This window comes from Desulfoluna sp. (assembly GCF_030145185.1).
Taxonomy (GTDB): Bacteria; Desulfobacterota; Desulfobacteria; order Desulfobacterales; family Desulfolunaceae; genus Desulfoluna.
Map to the genome: position 1 here is coordinate 24,969 of NZ_JAQYWB010000042.1, position 23,436 is coordinate 48,404.

17 protein-coding genes and 1 pseudogene are annotated in these 23,436 nt (G+C 51.3%); 4 read left to right on the forward strand and 14 right to left on the reverse strand.

Going from position 1 to position 23,436, the window contains the following annotated elements:
• Positions 1 to 228: 228 nt before the first annotated feature.
• The 13 genes from Q1Q75_RS14270 to Q1Q75_RS14330 form a co-directional block, all read right to left on the reverse strand.
• Complete coding sequence (locus Q1Q75_RS14270) at positions 229 to 1,518, reverse strand: TRAP transporter large permease subunit (protein ID WP_300671980.1); 1,290 nt, start codon at positions 1,516 to 1,518, stop codon at positions 229 to 231.
• Positions 1,519 to 1,538: 20 nt separating this feature from the next.
• Positions 1,539 to 2,036: a TRAP transporter small permease subunit gene (locus Q1Q75_RS14275; RefSeq protein ID WP_300671983.1), complete on the reverse strand. Its 498-nt coding sequence runs from the start codon at positions 2,034 to 2,036 to the stop codon at positions 1,539 to 1,541.
• 3 nt (positions 2,037 to 2,039) lie between these two features.
• On the reverse strand, positions 2,040 to 3,020 hold the full coding sequence (locus Q1Q75_RS14280) for a TRAP transporter substrate-binding protein (protein WP_300671986.1): 981 nt from the start codon (positions 3,018 to 3,020) through the stop codon (positions 2,040 to 2,042).
• A 123-nt stretch (positions 3,021 to 3,143) separates the two neighbouring features.
• Positions 3,144 to 4,106 (reverse strand): biotin-dependent carboxyltransferase family protein, encoded by a 963-nt coding sequence (locus Q1Q75_RS14285; protein WP_300671988.1) that lies wholly within the window; start codon positions 4,104 to 4,106, stop codon positions 3,144 to 3,146.
• Complete coding sequence (gene pxpB / locus Q1Q75_RS14290; protein WP_300671990.1) at positions 4,103 to 4,834, reverse strand: 5-oxoprolinase subunit PxpB; 732 nt, start codon at positions 4,832 to 4,834, stop codon at positions 4,103 to 4,105. Before pxpB ends, Q1Q75_RS14285 begins: the two co-directional genes overlap by 4 nt.
• Positions 4,831 to 5,595 carry a 5-oxoprolinase subunit PxpA gene (locus Q1Q75_RS14295; RefSeq protein WP_300671992.1) on the reverse strand — a complete coding sequence of 255 codons (765 nt, stop codon included), beginning with the start codon at positions 5,593 to 5,595 and terminating at the stop codon, positions 4,831 to 4,833. Before Q1Q75_RS14295 ends, pxpB begins: the two co-directional genes overlap by 4 nt.
• 1,732 nt (positions 5,596 to 7,327) lie before the next feature.
• A complete protein-coding gene (locus Q1Q75_RS14300; RefSeq protein WP_300671994.1) occupies positions 7,328 to 8,251 on the reverse strand; it encodes a transposase in 924 nt (307 codons plus the stop codon).
• A gap of 384 nt (positions 8,252 to 8,635) precedes the next feature.
• Positions 8,636 to 10,753 (reverse strand): choice-of-anchor U domain-containing protein, encoded by a 2,118-nt coding sequence (locus Q1Q75_RS14305; protein WP_300671995.1) that lies wholly within the window; start codon positions 10,751 to 10,753, stop codon positions 8,636 to 8,638.
• 123 nt (positions 10,754 to 10,876) lie between these two features.
• On the reverse strand, positions 10,877 to 12,079 hold the full coding sequence (locus Q1Q75_RS14310) for an outer membrane protein transport protein (protein WP_300671997.1): 1,203 nt from the start codon (positions 12,077 to 12,079) through the stop codon (positions 10,877 to 10,879).
• Positions 12,080 to 12,326: 247 nt separating this feature from the next.
• Entirely contained in the window at positions 12,327 to 15,146 is a 2,820-nt protein-coding gene (locus tag Q1Q75_RS14315; protein ID WP_300671999.1) for a caspase family protein, read from the reverse strand.
• A gap of 559 nt (positions 15,147 to 15,705) precedes the next feature.
• Positions 15,706 to 16,440 (reverse strand): hypothetical protein, encoded by a 735-nt coding sequence (locus Q1Q75_RS14320; RefSeq protein WP_300672001.1) that lies wholly within the window; start codon positions 16,438 to 16,440, stop codon positions 15,706 to 15,708.
• A 686-nt stretch (positions 16,441 to 17,126) separates the two neighbouring features.
• A complete protein-coding gene (locus tag Q1Q75_RS14325) occupies positions 17,127 to 17,297 on the reverse strand; it encodes a hypothetical protein (protein WP_300672003.1) in 171 nt (56 codons plus the stop codon).
• Between the two features lie 244 nt (positions 17,298 to 17,541).
• On the reverse strand, positions 17,542 to 19,383 hold the full coding sequence (locus tag Q1Q75_RS14330; RefSeq protein WP_300672005.1) for a cation-translocating P-type ATPase: 1,842 nt from the start codon (positions 19,381 to 19,383) through the stop codon (positions 17,542 to 17,544).
• 259 nt (positions 19,384 to 19,642) lie between these two features.
• Here Q1Q75_RS14330 and Q1Q75_RS14335 point away from each other — a divergent pair, with 259 nt between their 5' ends.
• The 4 genes from Q1Q75_RS14335 (at position 19,643) to Q1Q75_RS14350 (ending at position 22,612) form a co-directional block, all read left to right on the forward strand.
• Positions 19,643 to 20,065: a MarR family transcriptional regulator gene (locus Q1Q75_RS14335; RefSeq protein ID WP_300672007.1), complete on the forward strand. Its 423-nt coding sequence runs from the start codon at positions 19,643 to 19,645 to the stop codon at positions 20,063 to 20,065.
• 339 nt (positions 20,066 to 20,404) lie between these two features.
• Positions 20,405 to 21,598: a hypothetical protein gene (locus tag Q1Q75_RS14340; RefSeq protein WP_300672009.1), complete on the forward strand. Its 1,194-nt coding sequence runs from the start codon at positions 20,405 to 20,407 to the stop codon at positions 21,596 to 21,598.
• Positions 21,595 to 22,377, forward strand: coding sequence for an IS21-like element helper ATPase IstB (gene istB, locus Q1Q75_RS14345; RefSeq protein ID WP_300672011.1), 783 nt, complete (start codon positions 21,595 to 21,597; stop codon positions 22,375 to 22,377). Before Q1Q75_RS14340 ends, istB begins: the two co-directional genes overlap by 4 nt.
• Entirely contained in the window at positions 22,358 to 22,612 is a 255-nt protein-coding gene (locus tag Q1Q75_RS14350) for a hypothetical protein (RefSeq protein ID WP_300672013.1), read from the forward strand. The genes istB and Q1Q75_RS14350 overlap by 20 nt, the downstream gene beginning before the upstream one ends.
• A gap of 177 nt (positions 22,613 to 22,789) precedes the next feature.
• On the opposite strand, the pseudogene Q1Q75_RS22625 reads toward Q1Q75_RS14350, so the two are convergent.
• A pseudogene (locus Q1Q75_RS22625) lies at positions 22,790 to 22,930 on the reverse strand (transposase); the annotation flags it as partial.
• Between the last annotated feature and the right edge of the window lie 506 nt (positions 22,931 to 23,436).

Consider the following 23,436-nt stretch of genomic DNA (forward strand, 5'->3'; position numbering starts at 1 on the left):
ATCCATTTTTGCTTTATGGCCCCGGTCTGACAGCACCCTACGCTTTTCGTCTTCCCCGCGCAGGCGGGGATCCATGTATGAAAAGACGTGACGTATTGGCATTTGAATCTTTCTGTCATTTGCCTCGAACGACTTGGCGAAGGCAAGCTGAATAGTTACAAAAAAAAAGGCCCCCGGCAATCCTGCCGGGGGCCTTTTTTAATATTCGATACTTACGGGCGCTCCGCTTTAATCCACCATCTGGTTGGGCAGATAGAAGACAATGTCCGGAAAAGCCGTGATGGCGATCACCATGAGGATCATGATGATGAAAAAGGGGAAGGTGGCCTTGAGGATGTCCCCCACCTTCTCGCCGGAGATCCCTTCGATGACAAAGATGCTGAATCCCACCGGGGGGGTGATCTGGGAAAGCTCCACCATGAAGACGAGAAAGATCCCGAACCACAGGGGATGAAAGCCTGCAGCCACCACGATGGGCAGCACGATGGGCAGGGTCATGACCACGATGGAGATCCCGTCTAAAATCATGCCCAGAAAGAGGTACATGATGGCGATGACAAAAATCAGTACATAGGGCGAGAGCCCCAGGCCTGAGATATAGAGACTCAAGGCACGGGCGATGCCCACGAACCCCACCACCTGGGAGAGAAAGGCCGCACCCACAATGATAAAGGAGATCATGGAGGTGGTCTGCACGGCAGAGAGCACCGCTTCCCGGAAGTTTTCCACCGTCAGGTTCTTAAACCACACCGCAAGGGCCAGCGCACCCACCACCCCGATGGCTGCGGCTTCCGTGGGGGTGGTAATCCCCATGTAGATGCCCCCTAAAACCACGACAATGAGCAGGAGCACGGGAAACAGCTCCCGGGAGGCTGCGAGCTTCTCTTTAAAGGTGTAGCGTTCTTCTTCCACGGGCATAATCCCGGGGTCGAGGGTGGCGCGAACCATGATGTAGACAGCGTAGGCCGATGCCAGAGCCAGGCCGGGGATCACCCCGGCAATAAAGAGCTTGCCGATGGAGGTGTCGGATAGAATTCCGTAGATAATCATGATCAGACTGGGCGGAATAAGAAACCCGAGGGTCCCTGCCCCGGCCAGAGAGCCGATGGCGATGCTGCGGTCATAGCCCCGTTTTGAGAGCTCATCCAGGGTGATTTTCCCCACGGTGGCTGTGGTGGCGGCACTCGAGCCCGAGACGGCGGCAAAGAGCGAACAGGCCACAACGTTGATGTGAAGCAATCGCCCGGGAACACCGGCCAGCCACGGTTGAAGTCCATTTAACAGCCGTGTGGAGATCTGGGTCCGGTAAAGAATCTCCCCCATGAGGATAAAGAGCGGCAAAGCCGTCAGGGACCAGGAGTTGGTGCTGTTCCAGATGGAGTTGGCCAACAGACCGCCGATCTTGTCCCAGACCGACAGGGTGGGCGGCAGGTTGAGCTTGAACATCAACATGCCCATCACCCCTGCCCCCATCAGGGAGAAGCCGATCCAGAGACCGGACAGCAGCAGCAGGAACATCACCCCAAAGAGCAAAAAGGTTAGAATGAGCGGATCTGAAACGATAACAACCTCCTCAAAAAATCACCGATAAGCTGTAAAATCAACAGCAGCAGGCCCACCGGGATGACCAGCTGGGGAATATAAAGGGGGGTTTCGGAGATCGAATCCGCCGTCATGCCCAGGTCCCAAACATCATAGGTCATCAGAACCGCATGATAGAAAGCAAAGCCGGCAAGGGCAATGGCCCCGGCCAGCACCAGAAGGTCCAGGACCCTAAGGACCGGTTCCGGCAATTTGCTCCGCAACAGGGAGATCCGGATGTGGGTCCCCTCTTTCATGGAAAAAGAGAGCCCCATCATGACCACCACGACAAAAAAGTAGGCGCAGTATTCGTCACCAATGAGAGTGGAGGTATTAAAGAGCGTCCTCGCACAGATCTCAAGGGTGATCAGCGCCACGATCAATAGCATGAACAAACCGGAGACATAGCCTCCGGCTTTGGAGCAGGCATCGATAAATAAGATAATTTTTTTCATAATCTACTTTACGTATTTGTTTAAAAGGGCCTTCTCAGCTTTTTTGGCTTTCTTGAGAAATTTTTTCTGAATTTCACTGGCTGCGGCGTCCAACTCGGCGGTGAGCGCGGCGCTCTCAGGGGTGATCACGATGCCCTCGGCGGCAATCACCTTCAGGGCCTCCTCGCTACGGGCCTGGGATGCCTGCCACTGGGCCAGCTCGGTTTCAGCGGCGGCCTTCATCATGGCGTCCTGCTGCGCCCCGGAGAGGGCATTCCAGTAATCGAGGTTGATGGTGACCATGTTCAGGGGGTAGGCGTAATTGATCGGTTCAAAATGACTGAGCACTTCCCAGAATTTTCCATTCTTGGCGGATTCGGAGGAGGTCAGGACCGAGTCGATCATACCGGTCCGAAGGGAGGCATACACCTCGCCCCAGGGCATGGACAGGGGCATCCCGCCCATGGCGCGAAGGAACTCGGCACCATTCTTGTCATAAGTTCGGGTTTTGATGCCCTTGATATCTGCGCGGGTGACGATCGCTTTTTTAGTGACCAGTCCGCTGGGAGGCCAGGGCGCGGCGTAGAGAAATTTCTGATTCCATCTGCGGGCGGTTTTCTCATAAAGGGGCTTGGCGTCGGCGTAAAGGGCCCTGGCGTCATCATAGGTAGAGACCAGACGGGGCAGCGAACTGATGCCAAAGACGTGGGCACTTCCGGCGACCACCCCCATCAGGATGTCAGACATGGGGATCTGGCCGTCTTTCACCACTTTTAAAAGCTCTGGGCCTTTGAATCCAAGACTGCCACCGGGATGAACCGTGATGAGGACAGAGCCTCCGGAGTGCGCTTCAACGCGCTTGGCAAAGGCCATGGCCCCCTGGGTATGAAAGCTGGTGGCACCATAGACGGCGTTCAAATCCAGCTTGATGGGTTCGGCCATGGCGGCGCTACGTGAAAAAAAGACGAGAATCGTTAAAACAAACAGTGTCTTTAAAGGCTTCATGAATCACACACTCCTTCATGCTCAGTTTACTGGGTTCATTCTTCTCGATGCGACAGCGTTTACGCATCGGCTGCGGTGGGACATGGGTCTGCCCTGTTATCTCATCTCTAAACAGAGCCTGCCTCAGGCCAGGGCCAAATCCATGTCCTTGAGGGTCAAGAGTCTCTGGTGGTGCTCCACGGTGATTTGGTGGGCCGCAGCCACCGACACTCTCTGAAATCGTATCGTCTGTCCGGGCAGCGCCTGGGCCACCCGGGAAATATCGTCTGAGATCACCGAGGCGATCTTGGCGTATCCCCCCACGGTCTGTTCTCGAAGCAGAATAATGGGATCTCCTCCTTCGGGCACCTGAACGCCTCCGGGAAGGCTGGGCTCGGAGATGATGCTTTTCGGCATTCCCTCTTTTCGAAGGACCTTGGGGCCTTCCAGGCGATAGCCCATCCGGTTTGCCTGCTGGGTGATGGTGAACTCTCGACTGAAAAAGAGCGCCAACCCTTCATCAAAAAAATCGTCCTGGGGACCGGCCACCGCTCGAAGCTCAATGGACGAGGCATACACCGGCCTGAAAGATTCCGGAATGCTTTTTGGGGGGCTCCCGGCCCCTGGGGAAACGCCATAAATCACATCTCCGTGAGCCAGCGCCCTTCCTTTATGCCCTCCAAACTTCCCCCCCACATAACAACTGCGACTGCCCATGACCTCAGGCACATCAATGCCCCCGCCAAGAGCCAGGTATCCCCGACAGCCCGAGGTCGCCATGCCAATGGCCACCACATCACCGGCGGAGACGGAAAAAGAGCGCCAGCATGAAATGGGTGCGCCATTGACCGTCACATCCATTGTGGCCCCGGCCAGGGCCAGGGTACAGGAAGAGAGGATCTCCAGGGTGGCACCATAATAAGTCATCTCAAGAACGGCGGCGCCGTCCGGGTTGCCCACCAGGAGATTGGCCAGGACCGCGGCCCGGGTGTCCAGTGCGCCAGAGGGGGGCACACCGAAACGCTGATAACCGTAACGTCCCAGGTCCTGAACGGTGGTCAGAGGGCCGGGCTCTCGAACGTTAAACACGGCGACGGAGGGGGTCATGCCCTCACCTCCCCGGCATCAAACGACGCAAATGCCTCAAGGGAGATGGGGATAAACCGCAACAGATCTCCTGCCTTAATATAAAAGGGATTTCTCCGATTCAAGTCAAAGAGACGAAGGGGGCATCGGCCGATCAGCTGCCACCCCCCAGGGCTCTCAATGGGGTAAATCCCGGTCTGGTTGTTGGCGATGCCCACCGACCCCGCCGGGACCCTCGTACGGGGTGTGGCCAGGCGCGGTGCGTGAATCTTCTCGGAGAGCCCCCCCAGATAGGGGAAACCCGGGGTAAATCCCAGCATATAAACAGGATAAAGTGTCCCCGAGTGAATACGGATCACCTCTTCGGGGGAGAGCCCGTTGTGGGAAGCCACATAGTCCAAATCCTCCCCAAAGTCCCCGCCATAACAGACCGGCACCTCCACCACACGGGGTTCCGGCGCCTCGGATTTCTCCAGCCTCTCTGAAAGAGCCCTTAAATACCGTTCAACAGGCTCAGGGCCTGTTTTCAGAGGATCGTAAGCAACAATCAGCGAGCAATAGGTCGGAATCACCTCCACCACGCCCACCGGTGCACAGATTTCAAGTGAAGCGCACAGGGCCCGGAGCTTCTGGCGGGTCTGCCGGTTGATGGTGGTGGAGAGCTCCATGAGCAGTCCCCGGTCTCCCACGAGCCGGAACACCGGTTCATCCCATAGCCCTTCGGGCTGCATATCATCACAGGTGCTCATACGGATTTTACGATAATTCCTGATGTTTCAAGGGTGCAGCGAATCGAGCGCACCAGGGTTGCGGCTTCCGGCGTATCCCCGTGGAGGCAGAGGGTCTCCGCCTCAATCTCAATGAGGTCACCGTTGATGTCCAGCACCCGATGCTCTTCTGCCATCCTGAGGGCCCGGTCAGCGATCTCAGACGGGTCGGTCTTCACCGCCCCCGCCATGGTGCGCGGGGCCAGATTCCCCTCCGGGGTGTACGCCCTGTCAGGAAAGGCTTCCCGAACCACGCGCAGACCATTTTCCCGACAGATTCGGGCCATGTTCTGTCCCTTGACTCCGGCCAGAACAAAGACAGGAAGGCTGGCATCGATACGGGCCACACCTTCGGCAATCCCACGGGCGACGGTCTCATCGACCATGGCATTATTGTAAAGAGCGCCATGGGGTTTCACGTGGCTGATAGAGGTGCCGGCTGCGGAGCAAAAGCCCCTGAGCGCTCCCACCTGGTAGACGATGGCGTTGCGAAGCTCCTCACAGGAGAGCTCCATAAAACGCCGCCCGAACCCCATGGGATCGAGATATCCCGGGTGGGCTCCGCTCTTGACCCCATGTTCAACCGCCATTCTGACGGTCCGTTCCATCACAGACGGGTCTCCGGCATGCCATCCGCAGGCAATATTTGCAGAGGTGATATGGGGCATCACCGCATCGTCGGCGCCAATACTGTACGACCCAAAGCTCTCGCCCATGTCGCAATTCAAATCAATGGATTTCACGGAAGGTGTGCTCCTGTCTTTTATCTGCACGGATGGCCCCAATCAGGCCCCACGTTAAATTCAAAAAACCACACAATTTAAAGCGAAGAGCCAAAAACCGAATCAAGCCCCCTTTTTTAAGGACGCATCAAACCCCAAGCCTCCCACCCGCGACGAGACCAGGCCATGCGAACTCACGGGGAAAGAAACCGGCCATTGTATTTTTAATGTTTAGCGAAAATTAGCAGGATGAAACCTACAAAGAGACCCCATAAATGTCAAGAATAAAGCCAAGCCACTTGCGGCTTTCGTATCTTTAAAGGAGATGATGCTGAATTTTCAAAAGCGATAAAAAGCTCGAGAATACAAGGTGTATCCACACCTCATCCCTCGGTCCTCTCCCCGGCTGAGAAAAAGACACCCCGACCAATGGTCAGAACCGATCGTTACTTGTTGTATACATAACAAGTAAAAAAAATTTCAACCATTATTTCAGTAATTAAAAGAAATTAAGTGAGCCATCACACCCTCCCCTCTTCGGGTAATGTCTGCCATCGCGACAAGGGTTTTGGCGAATTGACCCAACCCACATCTCTGGGGCTCAAAGCAAATGCATGAAGATCATGAAGCGGCTACGCCGTCTCAAGAGGCGGCTGCGCCGCTAACCCGGATATTTCACGAGTTGGGTGTGCTCATATGCAAGGCATCAGAGCTGAAGATGTAGTGGTTTACCTCAAAGCTCTGATAACGCGGCAGATGAGTGCACCCGGCTCGCCCGAAGGGTGGGAAAATCAGACAGAATACCGTGGATTACATTTTGCATTTTTGAAATATCTCAAAATATTACTGCAAAGAACTGTAATTACAGATTATTCATTAGTCCTGATTGTTTTCTCATGAAATATCCGGGCTAAAAGCCTTTTTCTTTTTCAGGGGACAGGCACCATGCGATCTCGAGGTGTTTCTTGCTGGTGCTTTCAACAATGTACGAGCCGTTGAGGTGCTTCATGATCTGCTGAAGATTCACGTTGGGGGTTTCGACGAGGATATTTTCAGGGGACAGGCACCATGCGCTTTGCCAAGGACGAGGCTCATTATATGGGTCCCAAGGGTATGTTGGACAATGGGAAGCAGCGGAAAAGTGCATCTCGAACATTTAAGAGACTTGCAGAGATAAGGTTGGATTACAGGGCCCGCCCGGAAGTAAGTTCCGTAGCGTAAACGAGGGTTGTGGCACAACGAGTGACCAGGGGACAGACACCATACGATTTATCAAATTACGAGCTCGGGTGCGGCATCTTGGCGGAATATGTCAGTATGTAAGGGGACAGGCACCATGCGCTCTCGAGGTGTTTCTTGCTGATGCCTTCGATAATATACGAGCTGTTGAGGTGCTTCATGATCTGCGGAACTGTCAGGGGACAGGCGACATGCGTTCAATATCGTTTCAGCGTTTCAGGGACAGGCGACATGCGTTTGATGTTGAATCTCATGCCCTAATATTTTCTTTTTGCGTCATTCCTGACCAAAAAAAACGTTGCAACCCCGGTGGTCCGATCTGGACTTAATGTGTTCTTGTGAGTCGATGCCCGAACAGGCAGATGCAGGAACAGCCCTTCCAGCTGACATGACGGAAGGCAAAACATGAATTGTATGCCCTCACGACAACAGGTATGGATGCTGATTTCATTCTGATCGTACGCAGGTTCTTGCCTTTGCCGTGGACTTTATCTGATGCAATGGCAGAAAATCGTCAGGCCTCTCTCAATCGCTTCATGGAATACATGCCATCAAGCCCTTTCACATGCTTGGGAACCCGTTCCCGGCTTCCATAAAGTCGATCCTTAAAAACTTCATAGGTTCCCATAACAAAAGCCTTGGAGCCGATGATGCCCGCGTCGGTAAAATATCGGGTTCGGGACAGGAACCTCCGGCTGCGATCCATCTCGAAATTTTTCTCTTTTTCAGACTGGAACACTCGCGACGGGATCGCGGCCTTGCCCCGTTTTTTCACCGACCCCGCATGGTAGAGAAATTCACGGTATTTTTGCAGTCGCTCAGCGCTCTCCACCCCGAACTCCACCAACCCGAAGTCCAGGGAGAGAAAATCATCTCGGTTTCCCGTCTGCATATGGTGCCCGATGGAGCACCAGCGGTAGTCCTCAGGCCGCGTCACAATGCCCGCCCTTACGGCATTCAAATCAATATAGGCAAGGCAATTGATAACGGTCTCCCCTTTTTCTACGATCACGCTTTTAAACCGCTCGCCCCAAAGGGTCCCCCGCCGTTTTTTCTTCCGATTGTAGTGCCGGGAGAAGGTCTGCTTGATGTCCTTGACATACCACGACAAGCTGGAAAACCGTTCCCTGAAGGCCTCAAGCTGTCCTTCAGGAAACTCCGACCCTTTTGTCTGAAGAAGCATAAAACGCTGCCGCACCTCCTCATCCGAAAGCATCGCACCCGGGCTCACTTCTGCGAGAATGTGGAAATGACTGCCCATCACACTGAAACCCAACACCTCAACGGCATACACCATTGAGAATCGACGGATCACACGGACCAGCTCATCTTTTTCAGAATCCTTGAAGGGGAGGCCATCCAGCGCGGTTCGACTGATTACATGATAAACGGTCTTCTGGCCGGGATCTGTCCTGACCATCCGGGGAATACGAGGCATAGCGCATCATCTCCTTAAGGTGTCATGTCAGAAATACGGATCTATTAATTAGGCTCTGGAATGATTTTTCTATTAAATTAAGGCGGGTTACTTTTCAAAAAGGAGTGTCTCACAGATTGATGAAGAGGTCAAGCGCATGGTGCCTGTCCCCGGTCCTCCGGTCCCAGCGCATGGTGCCTGTCCCCGGTCCCCGTCCCCCCTCCAGTCCCCGTCCTTCCTGATCTCATTTGCCGAAACATGATCCACGATTATCACGAGGACAATAATTTTTGACAGAATTGAGGCCGATAACTCTGCCAGGTTTTACACAGCTGGCCATTTTTAATCTAATTTCAGTCATAGGAATTGGCAAAAAATTTCATCGAGACTTATTCTACAGCCTCGTTACTCTTTAGGCAAAAAAGTCCCTGCAACACCTATAAAACATCCAATGCCACCAACATCCATGCTACCACCGTCAGGTATTACCTGGCTTTCGTCACTATTTTTCAGACCGATGCCGGATGTATGGACAATAGTCTTATTTGCTATCCCGTCGAAATCACCACGCCCTCCATCTTCAACCTTGAGTGTGACACATGTCCCTTTTTCATTAAAAACGATATCTTCCATAGCCTCTAACACCCCTTTTTCAGTAGAATAGCAATACAATTTACTGCCATCAGGCATGGGGATGGAGAAATAGATCTCAACCTCGACCTCGCCATTGCTATCTTCAGAAATGCCATCAATCTTAAAAGAAACAAGACCGAAGGGCAAAAATCTGGACTCACTATCATCATCAAAGGATTCTGGCTTAATGGCCTGGATAGCCTTAAAAGCAAAACTATATCCAGACTTTATTTTAAAACCTATTTCGGCATTGCCATCATATGTTTTAATCACTTTAAATTCGTCCTGCTTCTTATCAGACACACCATTACTGTCTAAATCCGTGTCATACTCCACCTCGTCAAATCCTATGGCCTGAAAATATGGCATGGATCCGGGCCATGCCCATTGCGACCATTTTTTTAAGAATGTATTTGAAGAAAAGCCCACTTCAAATCTGGTTTGCCATTCATTGGAATTATAATCGTCAAAAATGATCATTGGGATTTTAAGTATTGCATGGCCCTTATCCGTATAATTATTAAGAATAATGGGTTTATCACAATTATTCTCATCACATCCTGAATCGTAAAGTCTCCATTGGGTTCTTAAATGCACAACCCCGTCCCGACTTTCGGGGAAAGGGTCTATTTCAAGCTTCAATATTGAATCTGTGATAGACGATTCGTGCAGTACAGGAATAGGAATAGGAATAAATGGAGGTGGAGGTGGAGGGATTTTATTAAATTCGTATGCGCCCATATCAATCCTGGCATCACCAATTCTGGGATTTCCGGCAAGGTCCTCAAAGCCTGCATCACTCGTTGTTGTATCTGGATTTCCGGTATTAATACATGGTGACGAAGGCAACAGGTTGAAATCACCATTGGTGGCATCAACAAACTCCGGATTTATATCAAGACATCCTGTTCCAAACCACGCCTGACCAGTTCCGCCTTGCACGCAGCTGAAGGTAACGGAAGGCGTGGCGTTATCATTGTAAATATGATCCTCACCGGAGGTATCTCCCCAGAAAATACAGTTGGTCAAGACTGTCGAGCTTAAAGAAGTAACCGCCCTGCCACTCATGCCATCATGACCACCCAAGCCACGATTTCCTGAAAACGTACAATTCATCAGCTTGGGCGAGCAGTATAGACCGTTATACATTCCCCCACCGTATCCGTAACTCACAGTATTATCTGAAAATAAGCAGTTAGTCAGAACTGACGATGATGATAATCCACACATTCCACCGCCTCCTTCCAGTGCAGAATTACCCACAAAAATGCAGTTGGTCAAAACAGGTGATGATGACACATTATGCATCCCACCTCCTTCAACTGCATAGTTATCCACGAATGTGCAGTTTCTTATAATTGGCGAGGATAAAACATTGTACATCCCTCCACCTTCACTACGCACATTGTCTCCATCTGCCTTCCCTCCAGTGACTGTAAACCCATCGAGAACGGCCGTTTCATCTAAACTTAGATCACCGGAATGATAGAACACGTGGTAGCAGTTGTCCGTATCATCTCCCTCAGCGCCAATATCCCCACTGAGGACAGTCGCATTAGAAATAAAATCACGATTGATGATATTAAACGTTGCGGGATCTTCATCACCCGAAAAACCGCCGTAAATTGACACGCCTTTTGCCATCTGGAAATATTCAGACCGGTCTTCGACACCAGGTTTATAGATCCCGGCTGCCACCCATACCTCATCATTGGGTTTCGCCGAGTCAATCGCGGACTGCAAGTCTGTGTAAGCATTCAACCAACTGCTGCCATTCCCATCTCCTGCTGCGTCATCATTAACATAAACAACGATTCCGGATTCAGCCCATATCTTAAAAGCCAGCAACAGGAAGACGGTGTTGAGCAATATAAAGAATGCTTTTTTCATGTCCATCCTCGATTCTGAAATAAAGACCGACAAACAATACCGCCGGCGGCAAGATGCGCCACCTTGAAAGCGGGTTGCCGGAGGCATTACCTTTCAAGTGCTGAACAGTTACGAATTAATTTCTTAAAAATAACAAATCACCGAGGCATAAAGGGTATGCTCACGAACATCCTGTGAAAACCCATACTCCTGTAGTATGGATTCCCCCACATCATCAGCAAATCGATATTGATACGCGACATCAAGGGAAAATCGTTTAAACGTCACTCCCGTTCCTAACGTTGCGCCAAAAAAATCATCGGGTTTTCCTTCCGCCGGGGCCGGGTCATAAAAAAAGCCACAACGAAGGGGGATCAGGTATCGTGGCTTAATAAGCAGGTACTCTGCCCCTGTCCGCACCTGAAGTGTGGGGGCAATGTCCGATTCGTCATAGGGTTTTCCCGTGAGGGGGCATGTTGTTCTGCCTTGGGAATTCTCAACCTTGTAATCATCCCACCGGGTCCTGTATAAATCCATGGAAACGGTCAACGCATCCGATGCCCGGTAAGCCAAGCCCATGCCGTAGGACATCGGCATGTGCAGGGTGCATTCTTCTTCGCTGGATGCCTCATCCTCAAAATCTGCAGGAAAATTCGGCTGGGTGTAATTTAGTTTTGTATAGGACCACTCCCTGTGATTCAAGTCTGCCCTGAAAGGCGTTTTTAATACCGCACCAAGGGTTAGTTTGCGGCTCACAGACCACAGGAAGCCAAGGTTTGCGTTTAGCCCCTTAAACGAATACCTGCGATGCCTGACCGATTCAAAATCCGCCGTGTACCTGCCAAAATTACCCTGTCCTGTCTCAACAATTGATTTTTCCCAGTGATTTTCCGTCAGGTCATCATCCCAAATGTTAAGCGCAAAACCTATGGAAAAATCGGGAGTAATAAGGATACCGCAAGCCAGGCCCAGAGCTGAGAGCCCGCCGTCCTGGGAGTAGCTTACCTGCTGTTCCTGGTGTATTTCATTCAGCCCCTCAGTCCCCTCTATGGTCATGGGGAAATCCCACGCCCGGGCAAAGTCGTAGAGCCGCTGATAATTCAGAGACAAGGTCAGGCTGTACCCCCAAAGTTGCACGGGAGTGGATACACTAAAGTAATTGATACTGGCGTTACTTATCGTCTCCACGCCATTTGCTTCGGAGTTTTCGCTGAACAGGTTCTCTTCTGCGCGACGGGAACCGGAAACCACCATTGACACTTCGGGTCGTTCAATCTGAATCAACCCGGCCGGATTCCATGAGGCGGCAGTAGCGTCATCAGCGACAGCAATGAACGCACCGCCCATGCCCAACGCCCTTGCACCGGAGCCAACCGGATTGAAGGAGCAGGGAATATCTATTCGAATGAGGCGGTCTTCGGCGAGGGCAGGTGTCACTATATGGCTGCAGATGACAACCCCCATGACCAGCACGGACAGGGAAAATGGGTGAAGGAAACGGTTTTTTTTCTCCTTTCTTCCCCTTAAAGCCCAAAGGCCCTTGAGAAAAAACCTGACATCTGAGCACTCTTCCCATAACAACATCAAGCAACCCCTATTTGGTGATAACCAATTGCCCTGCCCTGAGGCCGCCCGTCACCTCTTCATCACCCATGACCTCTGCATGAGACATTTTGGCAAGAACCTTATTGATGCGAGCGGTTCCCAATGGGAAGGTATCTACCCCCAGGTACTCCCCTGTTTCCGGGTCCATAACAGGCTCATCTTCTTCAAAAAAGATAAGATGCATTCCCTTCTTCACCTTATGATTATCCCCCAGGTTGATGGTAACCCTCTCGCCCTTGACCATAACAACTTTTCCTTCAACGAGAGGCAGATCATATCGAAGTTTGAAAATCAGCCCCCGGCACATCCTGTCGAGGATCTCCCGGTTGATGCCTTCATCATAGACATCTGCGGCGGATACAATATCGAGGGTTTCCGTTTCAATCAGACGGGCACGGATCTCCAGTGAGTTCCCTACGGCCTTTGCTTTGCCAGTAATGAAAAAATCAATCCCCTGAGCCTTTGCAAGGCGGGAAATGTCAACCGGGTCATATTGGGCTTCCTCAGAAAGACTCCCCTGCCACTGCTTCATATTGAACCGATCGCAATCGAACAGGTGATCGAAAAGCGTACTGTCAAGATCCATATCAAGGTTCCCGCTGATCTCGAGAGGAAACAGAGCAGCGGACATCCTGGAATTGTCATCATGTACAGTCCTGACTTTGCGATAAATGTGCACCTCTTTCCGAACCCGATTGCCGGCAACATCAACGCACTCAATGATAAAGGGATTGTCTCCCTCTTTGAGTTCCGCCAGGTGATTGAAATAGATGGTCTTGCCCGGCACCTTTATAACACTCCGACCATTGATCCGAATATCCTCAACGCAACTGTCGTCTGTGACCCGACCTTCCATAAAAATATGATCCAGGAAAACCGTATGATTGTCCTTCCAGTTTTTTATGGAAATAAGAGGAGACAGGGTATCGGCGCCCCTTTCCCGGAGTTCCCTGTCGGGCGAAACGATAGGCTTTACCACGGCTTGCGCAGCCCCACTCTCTTTTTTAAGGCACAAGACATACTCCCCATCCTCATCCATGGGAGTCGTAAACCGCCCCAAAACAGGCCGCTGGCCACCGATCCTGAAAACAGGCTCCCAGACATAAGAATTGATAATGCTCTTAAGATCGATTACCGGCTCCATGTTCTCTTCAAGCCCTTTGAGAAGATAGTAGGCAAACAGGCTGTGTTTGTCCCTCCCCCAGTCGGCCACCGGCTCAAGACTGCCAGAAGTAATGATCTGCCTTGATTTCCTGGAAGATAACCGGAGTCGCCTCGACTGAAGAGCCTGCTCCGAAGAGACCTCGGCCGATCCCCCTCCCCCGCGGGCAAGTTTTCCTCCGTAACAGGAGTCGGCGATCACCACGATATTATTTGCCCGGACCTCTTCAGAGACGATCATATTTTTTACAGCTGAATGCGCTATCCACGACCAGACAGCACTCCCCCTCTTCCCTTCCACCGGTATCCAGTAGCCGTCATTGCTGTGCTCGCTCAATTGCCCGTGACCGGCAAAGTAAACGAGAAGGTTGTCCGAATCACCGAGACCGGAGGTCATCTGCATCAACGCATCGATCAGGGCAGGACGGGTGGCGCTCTTATCGGTTAGGAGCCGTACGTTTTCATCCTCAAAGGCGTATCGTTCCACCAGAATCTTTTTCAATGCCAGGGCATCGTTTACGGCTGTTTTTAAAGGGTTCCAGTGCTCATAGGCATCGATCCCGATGATCAGCGCATAATTGGTCCCCGGCCTCACATCCAAGCGGCTGTCCTGGGGTGTGACGGCACCGCCCCGAGTCACCCGCGAAAGGTGCCGTGCCCCACTCACCTTCGCGGCGTCCCCGACTCCGCCCTCATGTCTATGGGAGTCGGCGTTTGCAAGCAGGCAGAGAGGCGTATCCAGAGATGCGAGAAGCAGTCCAGGGAAGCTGCCTGCCTTGCCACCGGGCAGGAAGTCCGGCAGAAGGATTTGGGCCGTGGTAATATTCCCGGCCTGATCTTCGGCGGATATGACAACTTTGACCTCCCCGGGCGCCAGGGTTACCGGACAGTCAAGAACAACTTCCGAAACAGGGACACAGGCGAGGCTCTGACCGTTCAAAAGAACGTCCCTAATGCCAGAGTCATCCCCCACATATGCATTGATATGATAAGTATTCTCCATAAGATCCGAAGCAACCGGCTCGTATATACTCAGAATCGGCCCCAAACGGTCACACCGTATGGTTCTTTCAAGCCTCGCTGTTTTGCCGGTCAAATCCCTTACGGCTATCGTGATGATGTTTTCTCCCTGAGCCAACGACACTTCTGTGCTAAAGGAAACCTCCTGCGCCGAGAGATCGACCTGAACAGGCTTTCCGTTAATCAGTATCTCTTTGACAAAGGTGTCATCGGTTGCCACGCCTGAGACAAGGATTTTATTTCGATTTACAACATCCCGGTCAGCAGGAGTTCTGCATATGATCTCCGGAAGTTCCATGTCCATTCGGTGGTCTTCAAGCCATGATTTCCTGGCCTTATCCAAAAAAAACTGGGCCTTTGAGGATGTAACGTGCCCAAGGGACGTTTCCAATTCTTTTATGGACTCTAAAAACCTCCCTTGGTGAAAAAGGGCGATTCCAAGCTCTCGATGGGAGAAATACTCGATAAAGTGAAGCCCGTAAGTCCGAGAACGAAGTCCGTCCACCTCCCGTTTCAAGAGGGCCTCCCGGAAGTCTTCTTCCGCTTCTGCCCAGAACCCCCCTTCTGAGTAGGAGAGCCCCCGCTCATAATAGTTCCAGTACCTGTGCCGAAACGCACCGCTTGTCACACCGTACCGCTTTCCATCCTTTACGACGGGCTCGCGCTTGCGTGCGATCCGACACGCTGTAAAGATCAGGATGACAAGTAGCCCGAGAATAATCAGAATAGATGATTTGCGTATCCTTCGTTCGATAGAAATCCCCCTTTGGCAAAACTCCGACACCGGCGACAAACCGCAACCTATGCGAAGCCACACCAACACCATAACAGCAGAATACAAGAATCAATTTCAAGAAAGGAAATGTAAAATAGATTTACCAAATACATGAAGGGCTTGGCGCACGACAGGGATGGCGCCAAAATAAAACAGACAAAAAGCACGGCCTTCTATGGTTAAAGTCGGGGCAAAAACGTGCCTCCGGCGGCAAGGTGAACAGCCTTGAAAGCAGGCGGGCGCAGCGCTTAGCCCGGATATTTCATGAGAAAACTGTCGGGCCAGGTTAATAAGATTAACGATAGTCGGTTGCATGGAAAAATATAGACATTTCAAAAATGCGAAATATAATTCACCGTTTTCTACTCGCTTTTCGTGAAATATCCGGGTTAGCAAAACTATGAATCACTAATCAGTCGGGCATGGAGCGTCTATCCTGATTTGCCGCTCTGAACCGGCCGAGTTTTTCTCGGAATATCGGATTAATCCCGGCAGCCTTCTCCATCAACGACAGGGCCTCGGCATAGGCCCCTGCATCGAACTCGATTTCAGCAAGCGTGTCCAGGCAATTGGCCTCCTCCGGTAAAAGCTGGGTAGCCATTCTTGCAAGTGGCAGAGCTTTGGTATCGTCCCCCCTTGTGTGGTACAACCAGGCCAGGTAGTTCAGGGGCAAACCTACCAGCGCCAAGCCTTCCTGGTAAGCCAGGATCGCATTATCAAGCTCTCCACGTTCTTCATAATAACGCCCTTTTTTGATGGCGGCAGTCAACCCACAGGCTTCTTCTCCCTCCCCCCCTCTTAGACTAAGGGTCATCTGATGCTTGTCTTCTCCCCCCCCGCTGGAAGATTTTTCCTGAGAATATCCATTGATAAGGTTCAGCGTCAATTCAGGGCTTCCGGCAAAAATCATCACACTGATAATAACGACGCCAAACAAGGCAAAACAGGTTCCAGGGGCGGCATTCTGGAGTTTGAACCTATGTTCCCCAAAATTAGCGTCCACGGTCGTTCCTGCGCCTGTTCCGAAGCCAGGCGCGGTCCCATTACAAAACAACCGATAGCCCAGGATAATCGATACAATCCCTGTAAAAATGATAGAAAGGCGGAAGACAGTCAGGTAAAGAATAAAAGCCGATATACTATCCACTGGACTCTCCTTGGGCGTTACCAGGTTTGTCAACAGTCCCTGCGAAGTCGATTAACAGGGTCATCGGGTAGTTTTAGACATGAGCCTATTTATTCGCGCATTTTTTTAGAGGCTAATTTTCCAACATTATTGAGGATCAAGACGATCGAATGCACTCACAAATAACTTTCATTAAATCATAAAAATATCTCTATATCAACAGCCTGCTAAAGAAGTATTCAACGATCTGACAACGATAAAACAATCGCCCGCCATCTATCGATGCTTGATCAAAGGCCAGACGCCGGGTCAGAAACTATTTTGGTTGCTCTCAAGACAAATTAAAACCGGAACAGCTGGAAAATTACTTTTCCGAGTTGGTGGAAAGGACAGGGGCCAGGGAGACCAGCGGGAACAGGGGATAGACTGTTGATGTTGAATTTCATGCCATAATATTTTCTTTTTGCGTCATGCCTGACCAAAAAAAAGCGTTGTAACCCCGGTGGTTCGATCTGGACCTCATGTGTCATTGTGAGTCGATGCCCGAACAGGCAGATGCAGAAACAGCCCTTCCAGCTGACATGACGGAAGGCAAAACATGAATCGCATGCCCTCACGACAACAGGTATGGATGCTGATTTCGGTCTGATCGTTTGCAGGTTCTTTCCTTTGCAATGGACTTTATCTGGTGCAATGACAGAAAATCGTCAGGCCTCTCTCAATCGCTTCATGGAATACATCCCATCAAGCCCTTTCACCTGCTTGGGAACCCGTTCCCGGCTTCCATAAAGTCGATCCTTAAAGATTTCGTAGGCTCCGATAACAAAGGACTTGGAACCGATAATGCCCGAGTCGGTAAAATACCGGGTTCGGGACATGAACCTCCTCCACCCCGAACCCTACCCTACCAGCCCGAAATTCTACAAACGCATGGTGCCTGTCCCCTGGAATTTGGTCCCCTGGAATTTGGCCTGGTTCAATAATAAGCTTTTCAGGGTCACTCGGGCCGGGGCAAGCCCCCGGCAAAAAAAGCCGCGGCGGAGCACGGCGCGCCCAGAAAGCGCCCGTTCACTCCCCCTTCAAAAGGTGTAATTCTGTTTTGAACCAGGCCAACACGTTGTGCTATAACTCTCTCGAATATCTCAGGGAAGCGGCAAGGGCCACCACAAGGATGGAACCGATGTTGTGGGTGATGGCCCCCAGGATAGGAGTCAACACCCCTAAAAAGCCAAGGATTACAGCAATAAGATTGATGGTAAAGCTTAAGGCGATATTGATCTTAATGGTGAGGCTCATCTTTCGGCTGAGGTCCACGAGAAAAGGAAGTTTCTCCAGCCGATCGTTCATCAGCACGATATCGGCCGTCTCAAGGGCCACATCCGAACCGCGAAGGCCCATGGCGATGCCTGTATCGGCCGCTTTCAGGGCAGGCGCGTCATTGACCCCGTCGCCCACAAAAATCAGGCCGGAGCCCTGGTGATTTTTAATCAGGTCCAGCTTCTCATCTGGTTTGCATCCGGCATGCCATCGGGAGATCCCCACCTCATCAGCGAGGCGTTTGACGGCGGGTTCCCGGTCGCCCGAGAGGATGCGGATATCTTTGATGCCTTTGGCTCCCACCGCGCGGATCGTCTTTTCGGCCATGGGGCGTGCCGTATCTTCCATGCAGATGCAGCCCCATACATCGCCATCCACGCGCACCTCCACGGTAGTGAGGCCTTTCTGGCCATAGGCTTCGCTGGAGACCACCTCCACACGCTTTTCGCCCACCATGCCGGAAACTCCGCGGCCCGTCTCTGAGAGGATCTCCCGGGCTTCAGGGAGGGAGTACCCCCTCTCGTTTACTTTTCTCAGGATCGCTTTTGCAAGGGGGTGGGCACTTCCCGTCTCCACGGCAGCGGCCATGACGAGAAGCTCCTCAACGCTTTTATCGCCTTCAGGCAGAATCTCCACAACACCGGGCTCTCCCCTGGTGAGGGTGCCCGTCTTGTCGAAATAGAGAGAATTAGCTTTTGCCATGTTTTCCAGATAACCGCCCCCTTTCACCAACACGCCCTCTTTGGCCGCACGGCTGATGGCGGCCACTGTGGTAACGGGTCCTGCCAGAAGAAACGAGCAGGGACACCCCACAATCAGAACCGTGATGGCACGGCTGACGTCACCGGTGAAGAGGAGGGCAAGAACCGCACTGGCCAGAATGACGGGGGTAAACCACTTGGCGTAGTCATCGACAATGCGGGCACTTTGCGTCTTGGACACTTCGGCCGTCTGAATCATTTGAACGATTTTTCCGAAGGTAGAGTCTTTTCCCACACGCACCGCGTCCATCTTAATGAATCCGTCCACACAGGTGGTCCCGGCGTATACGTCGTCCCCTTCCCGGCGATTTACCGGAATGGACTCCCCGGTGATGGATGACTCATCCACCGAGGTGGCACCTTTGCGGATTACGCCGTCCACGGCTATGATCTCACCGCTTCGTACCACCAGCGTGTCTCCTTTACGAATCGTTTCCACCTTAACCGTCATTTCACAGCCGTTACCAAGAAGCGTGGCCGTATCCGGGGTCATCCCCACCAGCTCTTTGATGGCCTGACGGGCGCTGTCGCTCACTACCTCTTCGATAAGCGCACCCGCCACCATGATGGCGCTTACCACGGCGGCCTCCAGGTAGTTGCCGGTGAACATGCAGGCGATGATGGCGATACTCACCAGCTCATCCACATTCACCTCCCTGGCCATCATCCCTTTTATCGCGTTTATGATGATGGGAAATCCGTTCACCATCACCGAGATAATGAGAACCAGCTCTTTCAGACTAAGGGACGCAACCAGCCCGGTATTGTTCACCCCTTCCATAAGAAGAGCCACAGGGATCAGGAAGGCCCCGCTTGCCACACGATAAAAATCCGACGACTTAAAAATTTCCTGATACACATTCAATTTTGCATACCTGCCGATCATAGCAACTCCCTTAACTCTATCTTCAACATACCGAATGTTATTACCAAATAGACAATCACTACACGACAAGACTATTTTAGAGGCTACTGAGCACGACGAACAACAGTATCCACTCCCCCATCGGTTTCAACTTTTATACAGACGATTAGTTTGAAGATCAAGCTATTTGATTGTCCACCTAAAAAAAAGCTTGACGGTCAATCTATACGATGATTGAACAGTTTGATTTCTAAACTTTTCAGGCGGGAGGCGTTTTTGAATGACGAATCAAAAAGAGAACGAAATTTCGCAACTTCTTATCGAACTGTATGAGAAAACTTCCGCTTGGGAACATGCGGTGGTCAAGGAAAGCGGCCTGTCACCCGCGCAGATGCATGCGGTAGAAATCGTTGGCCACCATGAAAAATTGCGAATGAAAGAGCTGGCGAATAAAATGGGAATAACCACCGGGACCCTGACCGTGATGGTCGACCGGTTGGAAAAAAAAGGATTGGTCAATAGAGAGCCGCACCCGACAGATCGCCGCTCCTATATCATCGTCCTTACCGATTTAGGGCGTGAGCATTTCCATGAACACGATCACATGCACAACCTTTTAACGACCAAACTCACCGCCCCCTTCAAGGGTGACGAGATCGATCGCTTAAAAGTCTATCTGGAGCGTTTGGTGCACCAATTCTAATCCACCGGGGCAAAGAGTCATAAGGGAACCAGGAACCAGAGAACCAGGACGAACTAGCGAACGGACGAACTATGAACTAGTGAACTAGGGGACAGGCACCATGCACTCGACCTCTACGCCACTCTGTAAGACACTCATTTTCGAAAACTAACCTGCTTTTTTTAAAAGAAGAATAGAAGACGAGGAAGACGAGGGACAGGCGCCATGCGTTCGACCTCTACGCCAATCCGTGAGACGCTCATTTTTAAAAACTAACCTGCCTTTTTTAAAAGAAATTCAGCCTGAAATTACATCAATACTCTCATATTTCTGACATGACACACCAAGGAGATGACGCGTATGCCTCGTATTCCCCGGATGGTCAGGACAGATCCCGGCCAGAAAACCGTTTATCATGTAATCAGCCGAACGGCACTTGACGGCCTCCCCTTCAAGGATTCTGAAAAAGACGAGCTGGTTCGTGTGATTCGTCGATTTTCAATTAACCAGGGGACAGGCACCATGCGCTCCGGCAAGCATTTTGTTCGCTGCTATCCTTGCGAGCGTCAACAAGCCTTTTTTGACGGGCATATGCATGCGTTTTCATTTTTTGGTGGGGTGTTCCCCGTTCTGATTTACGACAATCTCACGACAGCTGTTCAAAAAGTCTATCGGGGTAAAAAGCGGGATCTTCAAGAGAGTTATGCCCGGTTTGTGGGGTATTACAACTTCATGCCCCGTTTTTGCAATCCCGCCTCAGGCCATGAAAAAGGCGGTGTTGAAGGGCTGGTTGGATATTCTCGGCGTAACTACATGGTCCCCTTGCCAGATGTTGACTCCCTTGACGAGCTGAACGACAGACTTCTTGAAGCGTGCATGGCCTACGGCGACCACCGGCAGGCTGGCAAGGAAGAGAGCGTTGACGCCTTCTATGAGGCTGAAAAAAGCAGCCTGTTATCATCCCCCGGTGTCCCGTTCAGTAATGTCGGGATGTCTGCCCCGAAGATCGACAAGTATGCCACCGCCATCGTCGATAAAAACCGATATTCCGTCCCCACCCGTTATGCCCATGTGAAGGCCAGGGCTCTGCTTTATGTGGACCGGGTGGAGATATTTTACGGCCAGACGCGCATTGCATCCCACAAACGGTTGTACAACAACAATCAATGGAGCCTTGAACCCGGTCATTACCTGGAACTTATCCGTCAAAGGCCCCAGGCGTTCGATACCGCGCGCCCTATACGGCAATGGCGAGAAGCTTGGCCCGATTGCTTTGAAGAGCTGTTGGAGCGCCTTCGTCATAAGTATGGGCATACGCGAGGCACCCGAGATTTTATCTCTGTTTTGATGCTTTACAAGACATACCCCACTGCCGAGGTTGAAGCCGCAGTGGCGTTGGCACTCTCCTCGGGTGCTGAGTCGCTTGCCACGGTCGAGTATGCATTGCTTGCTGCCACAAGGCCCCCGGAAAAACAGGCCGATTCTGTTGCGGGTTGGCCCACCCTTCCTCCTGCGGATATAGCCATTTACCAGCAGCTGGGAGGTGTCCAGTGAATACAGCAGCCATGCATGCCATATTGATTGAGAATTTGAAGCAGCTCAAACTCTCTTCCATGACGAAAAACATCGAAAGTGAACTGAGACAAGCCCGGGAAAACGGCATCTCTTATGAAGAATTTTTACTGAACCTGAGCGAGCTTGAAATCCATCACCGAAGAGAAAATGGCCGAAAAAGGCGGGTCAAGGAAGCCATGTTCCCCCTCTTCAAGCCCCTTGAGACATTTGATTTTACGGCTTCTCCGCAACTTGACCGACGGCTTGTCAGAGAGCTCGCTACCGGTGAATATCTGAAAGAGAAGCGGAATATTATCTTCATGGGAAAGAGCGGCACAGGCAAGACGCACCTGGCTACGGCCCTGGGCATAGAAGCATGTACAGAAGGCCATCGCACGCGTTTTGTAACGGGTTGTGGCCTTGCCAATGAGCTGATTGAAGCCGGCGATAAAAAGGGGCTTACCCGCATGTTGAAGCGGTATGCGGGGTACGGGCTTCTGGTTGTAGATGAGCTGGGTTACGTGCCGTTCTCAAAAGAGGGCGGTGAGTTGCTCTTCCAGGTGCTTGCAGAACGCCATGAGAAAAGGTCTGTCATTATTACCACAAACCTTGGGTTTGGTGACTGGACACAGGTCTTCGGAGACCCGAATCTTACAGCTGCGCTGTTGGATCGTCTCACACACAAAGCCCATGTGATCCATTGCAATTGGGACAGCTATCGACTCAAAGAGACTCTGAAAGGACAAGCAAGGGTGACACATGGAACTAACAGTTTATAATACAAATAAGCATCGCTTGGAGACCTTCGAAGTGGAGTTTACCGTAGAGAATACGACGACCTTTTATGCGGCGACAATTGATGACGCCGTCTGGCGAATCACCGATTTTAACGGCGGCCTTCTTATCTCACCGAACAACTATAACTACCCTGCATGGATAGACGATATATCCAGAAAAGATATTGAATTTAATCATAAAAAGGCCGAGGCGTTATTGGCCACAATCACGGAGTAGAGCCCCTACACCATAGCCGCCCCGCCGCCCTGGAGGGAACTCCGGTCGCAAGCTCCCTTCGTTCCCTCCAGGGCGGCGGGTGTATATCACGTTATCGTTAAACGAATCGATGTGTTTTTATTTAACTGGGGTGGGTCAAAATTGGATTGTCGAAGGGGGACAATTTTGGGTTGTCGTTTACACGAGGTATTTCTTGCTGGTGCTTTCAACAATGTACGAGCCGTTGAGGTGCTTCATGATCTGCTGAAGATTCGCGTTGGGGGTTTCGATGAGGATATGGTCATGGTTGGTTATGAGGCAGGAAGCATGGATGATGGCCCCATACCGTTCATGGGCCTCACCGAGATACTCAAGGAATCTCTCTCGGTCCCGCTTGCTTTGTAGATGTTCGTTCGCTCATTACCCCGATATGCCACAGGGTAAAACGCCCCGGGAAACTTAATCCGTAGGGGTCGTGCCATGATGCTTTGCCTTTTGATGAGAGATGAGAAGGCTGTTTTCAGGGTCTGTTAAAAAACCAGGACAATCGTTTTGATTTAAATCAATCATTTGTGGTTTTCTCCGATGTCAAGACGCACCCCTTTTTTCTCGCATTTCTACCTTGCCCGATATCAAGACGTGACCCCCGCTTCTCATTTATTAGATATTCATCTTGATTAAAATCAACTACCCCTGAAACTTTAAAAAGAACATCTTAATTCGTTGAAGAATCCAACTTGCCAAAGGGATGGTATGGTTCTATGGTTAGCTAATATTGTTGGGCAAAAATACTTGTTCATCAGATGGTAGTTTCCTAATGATTGGGTTTCCTATAAGGGTGTTAT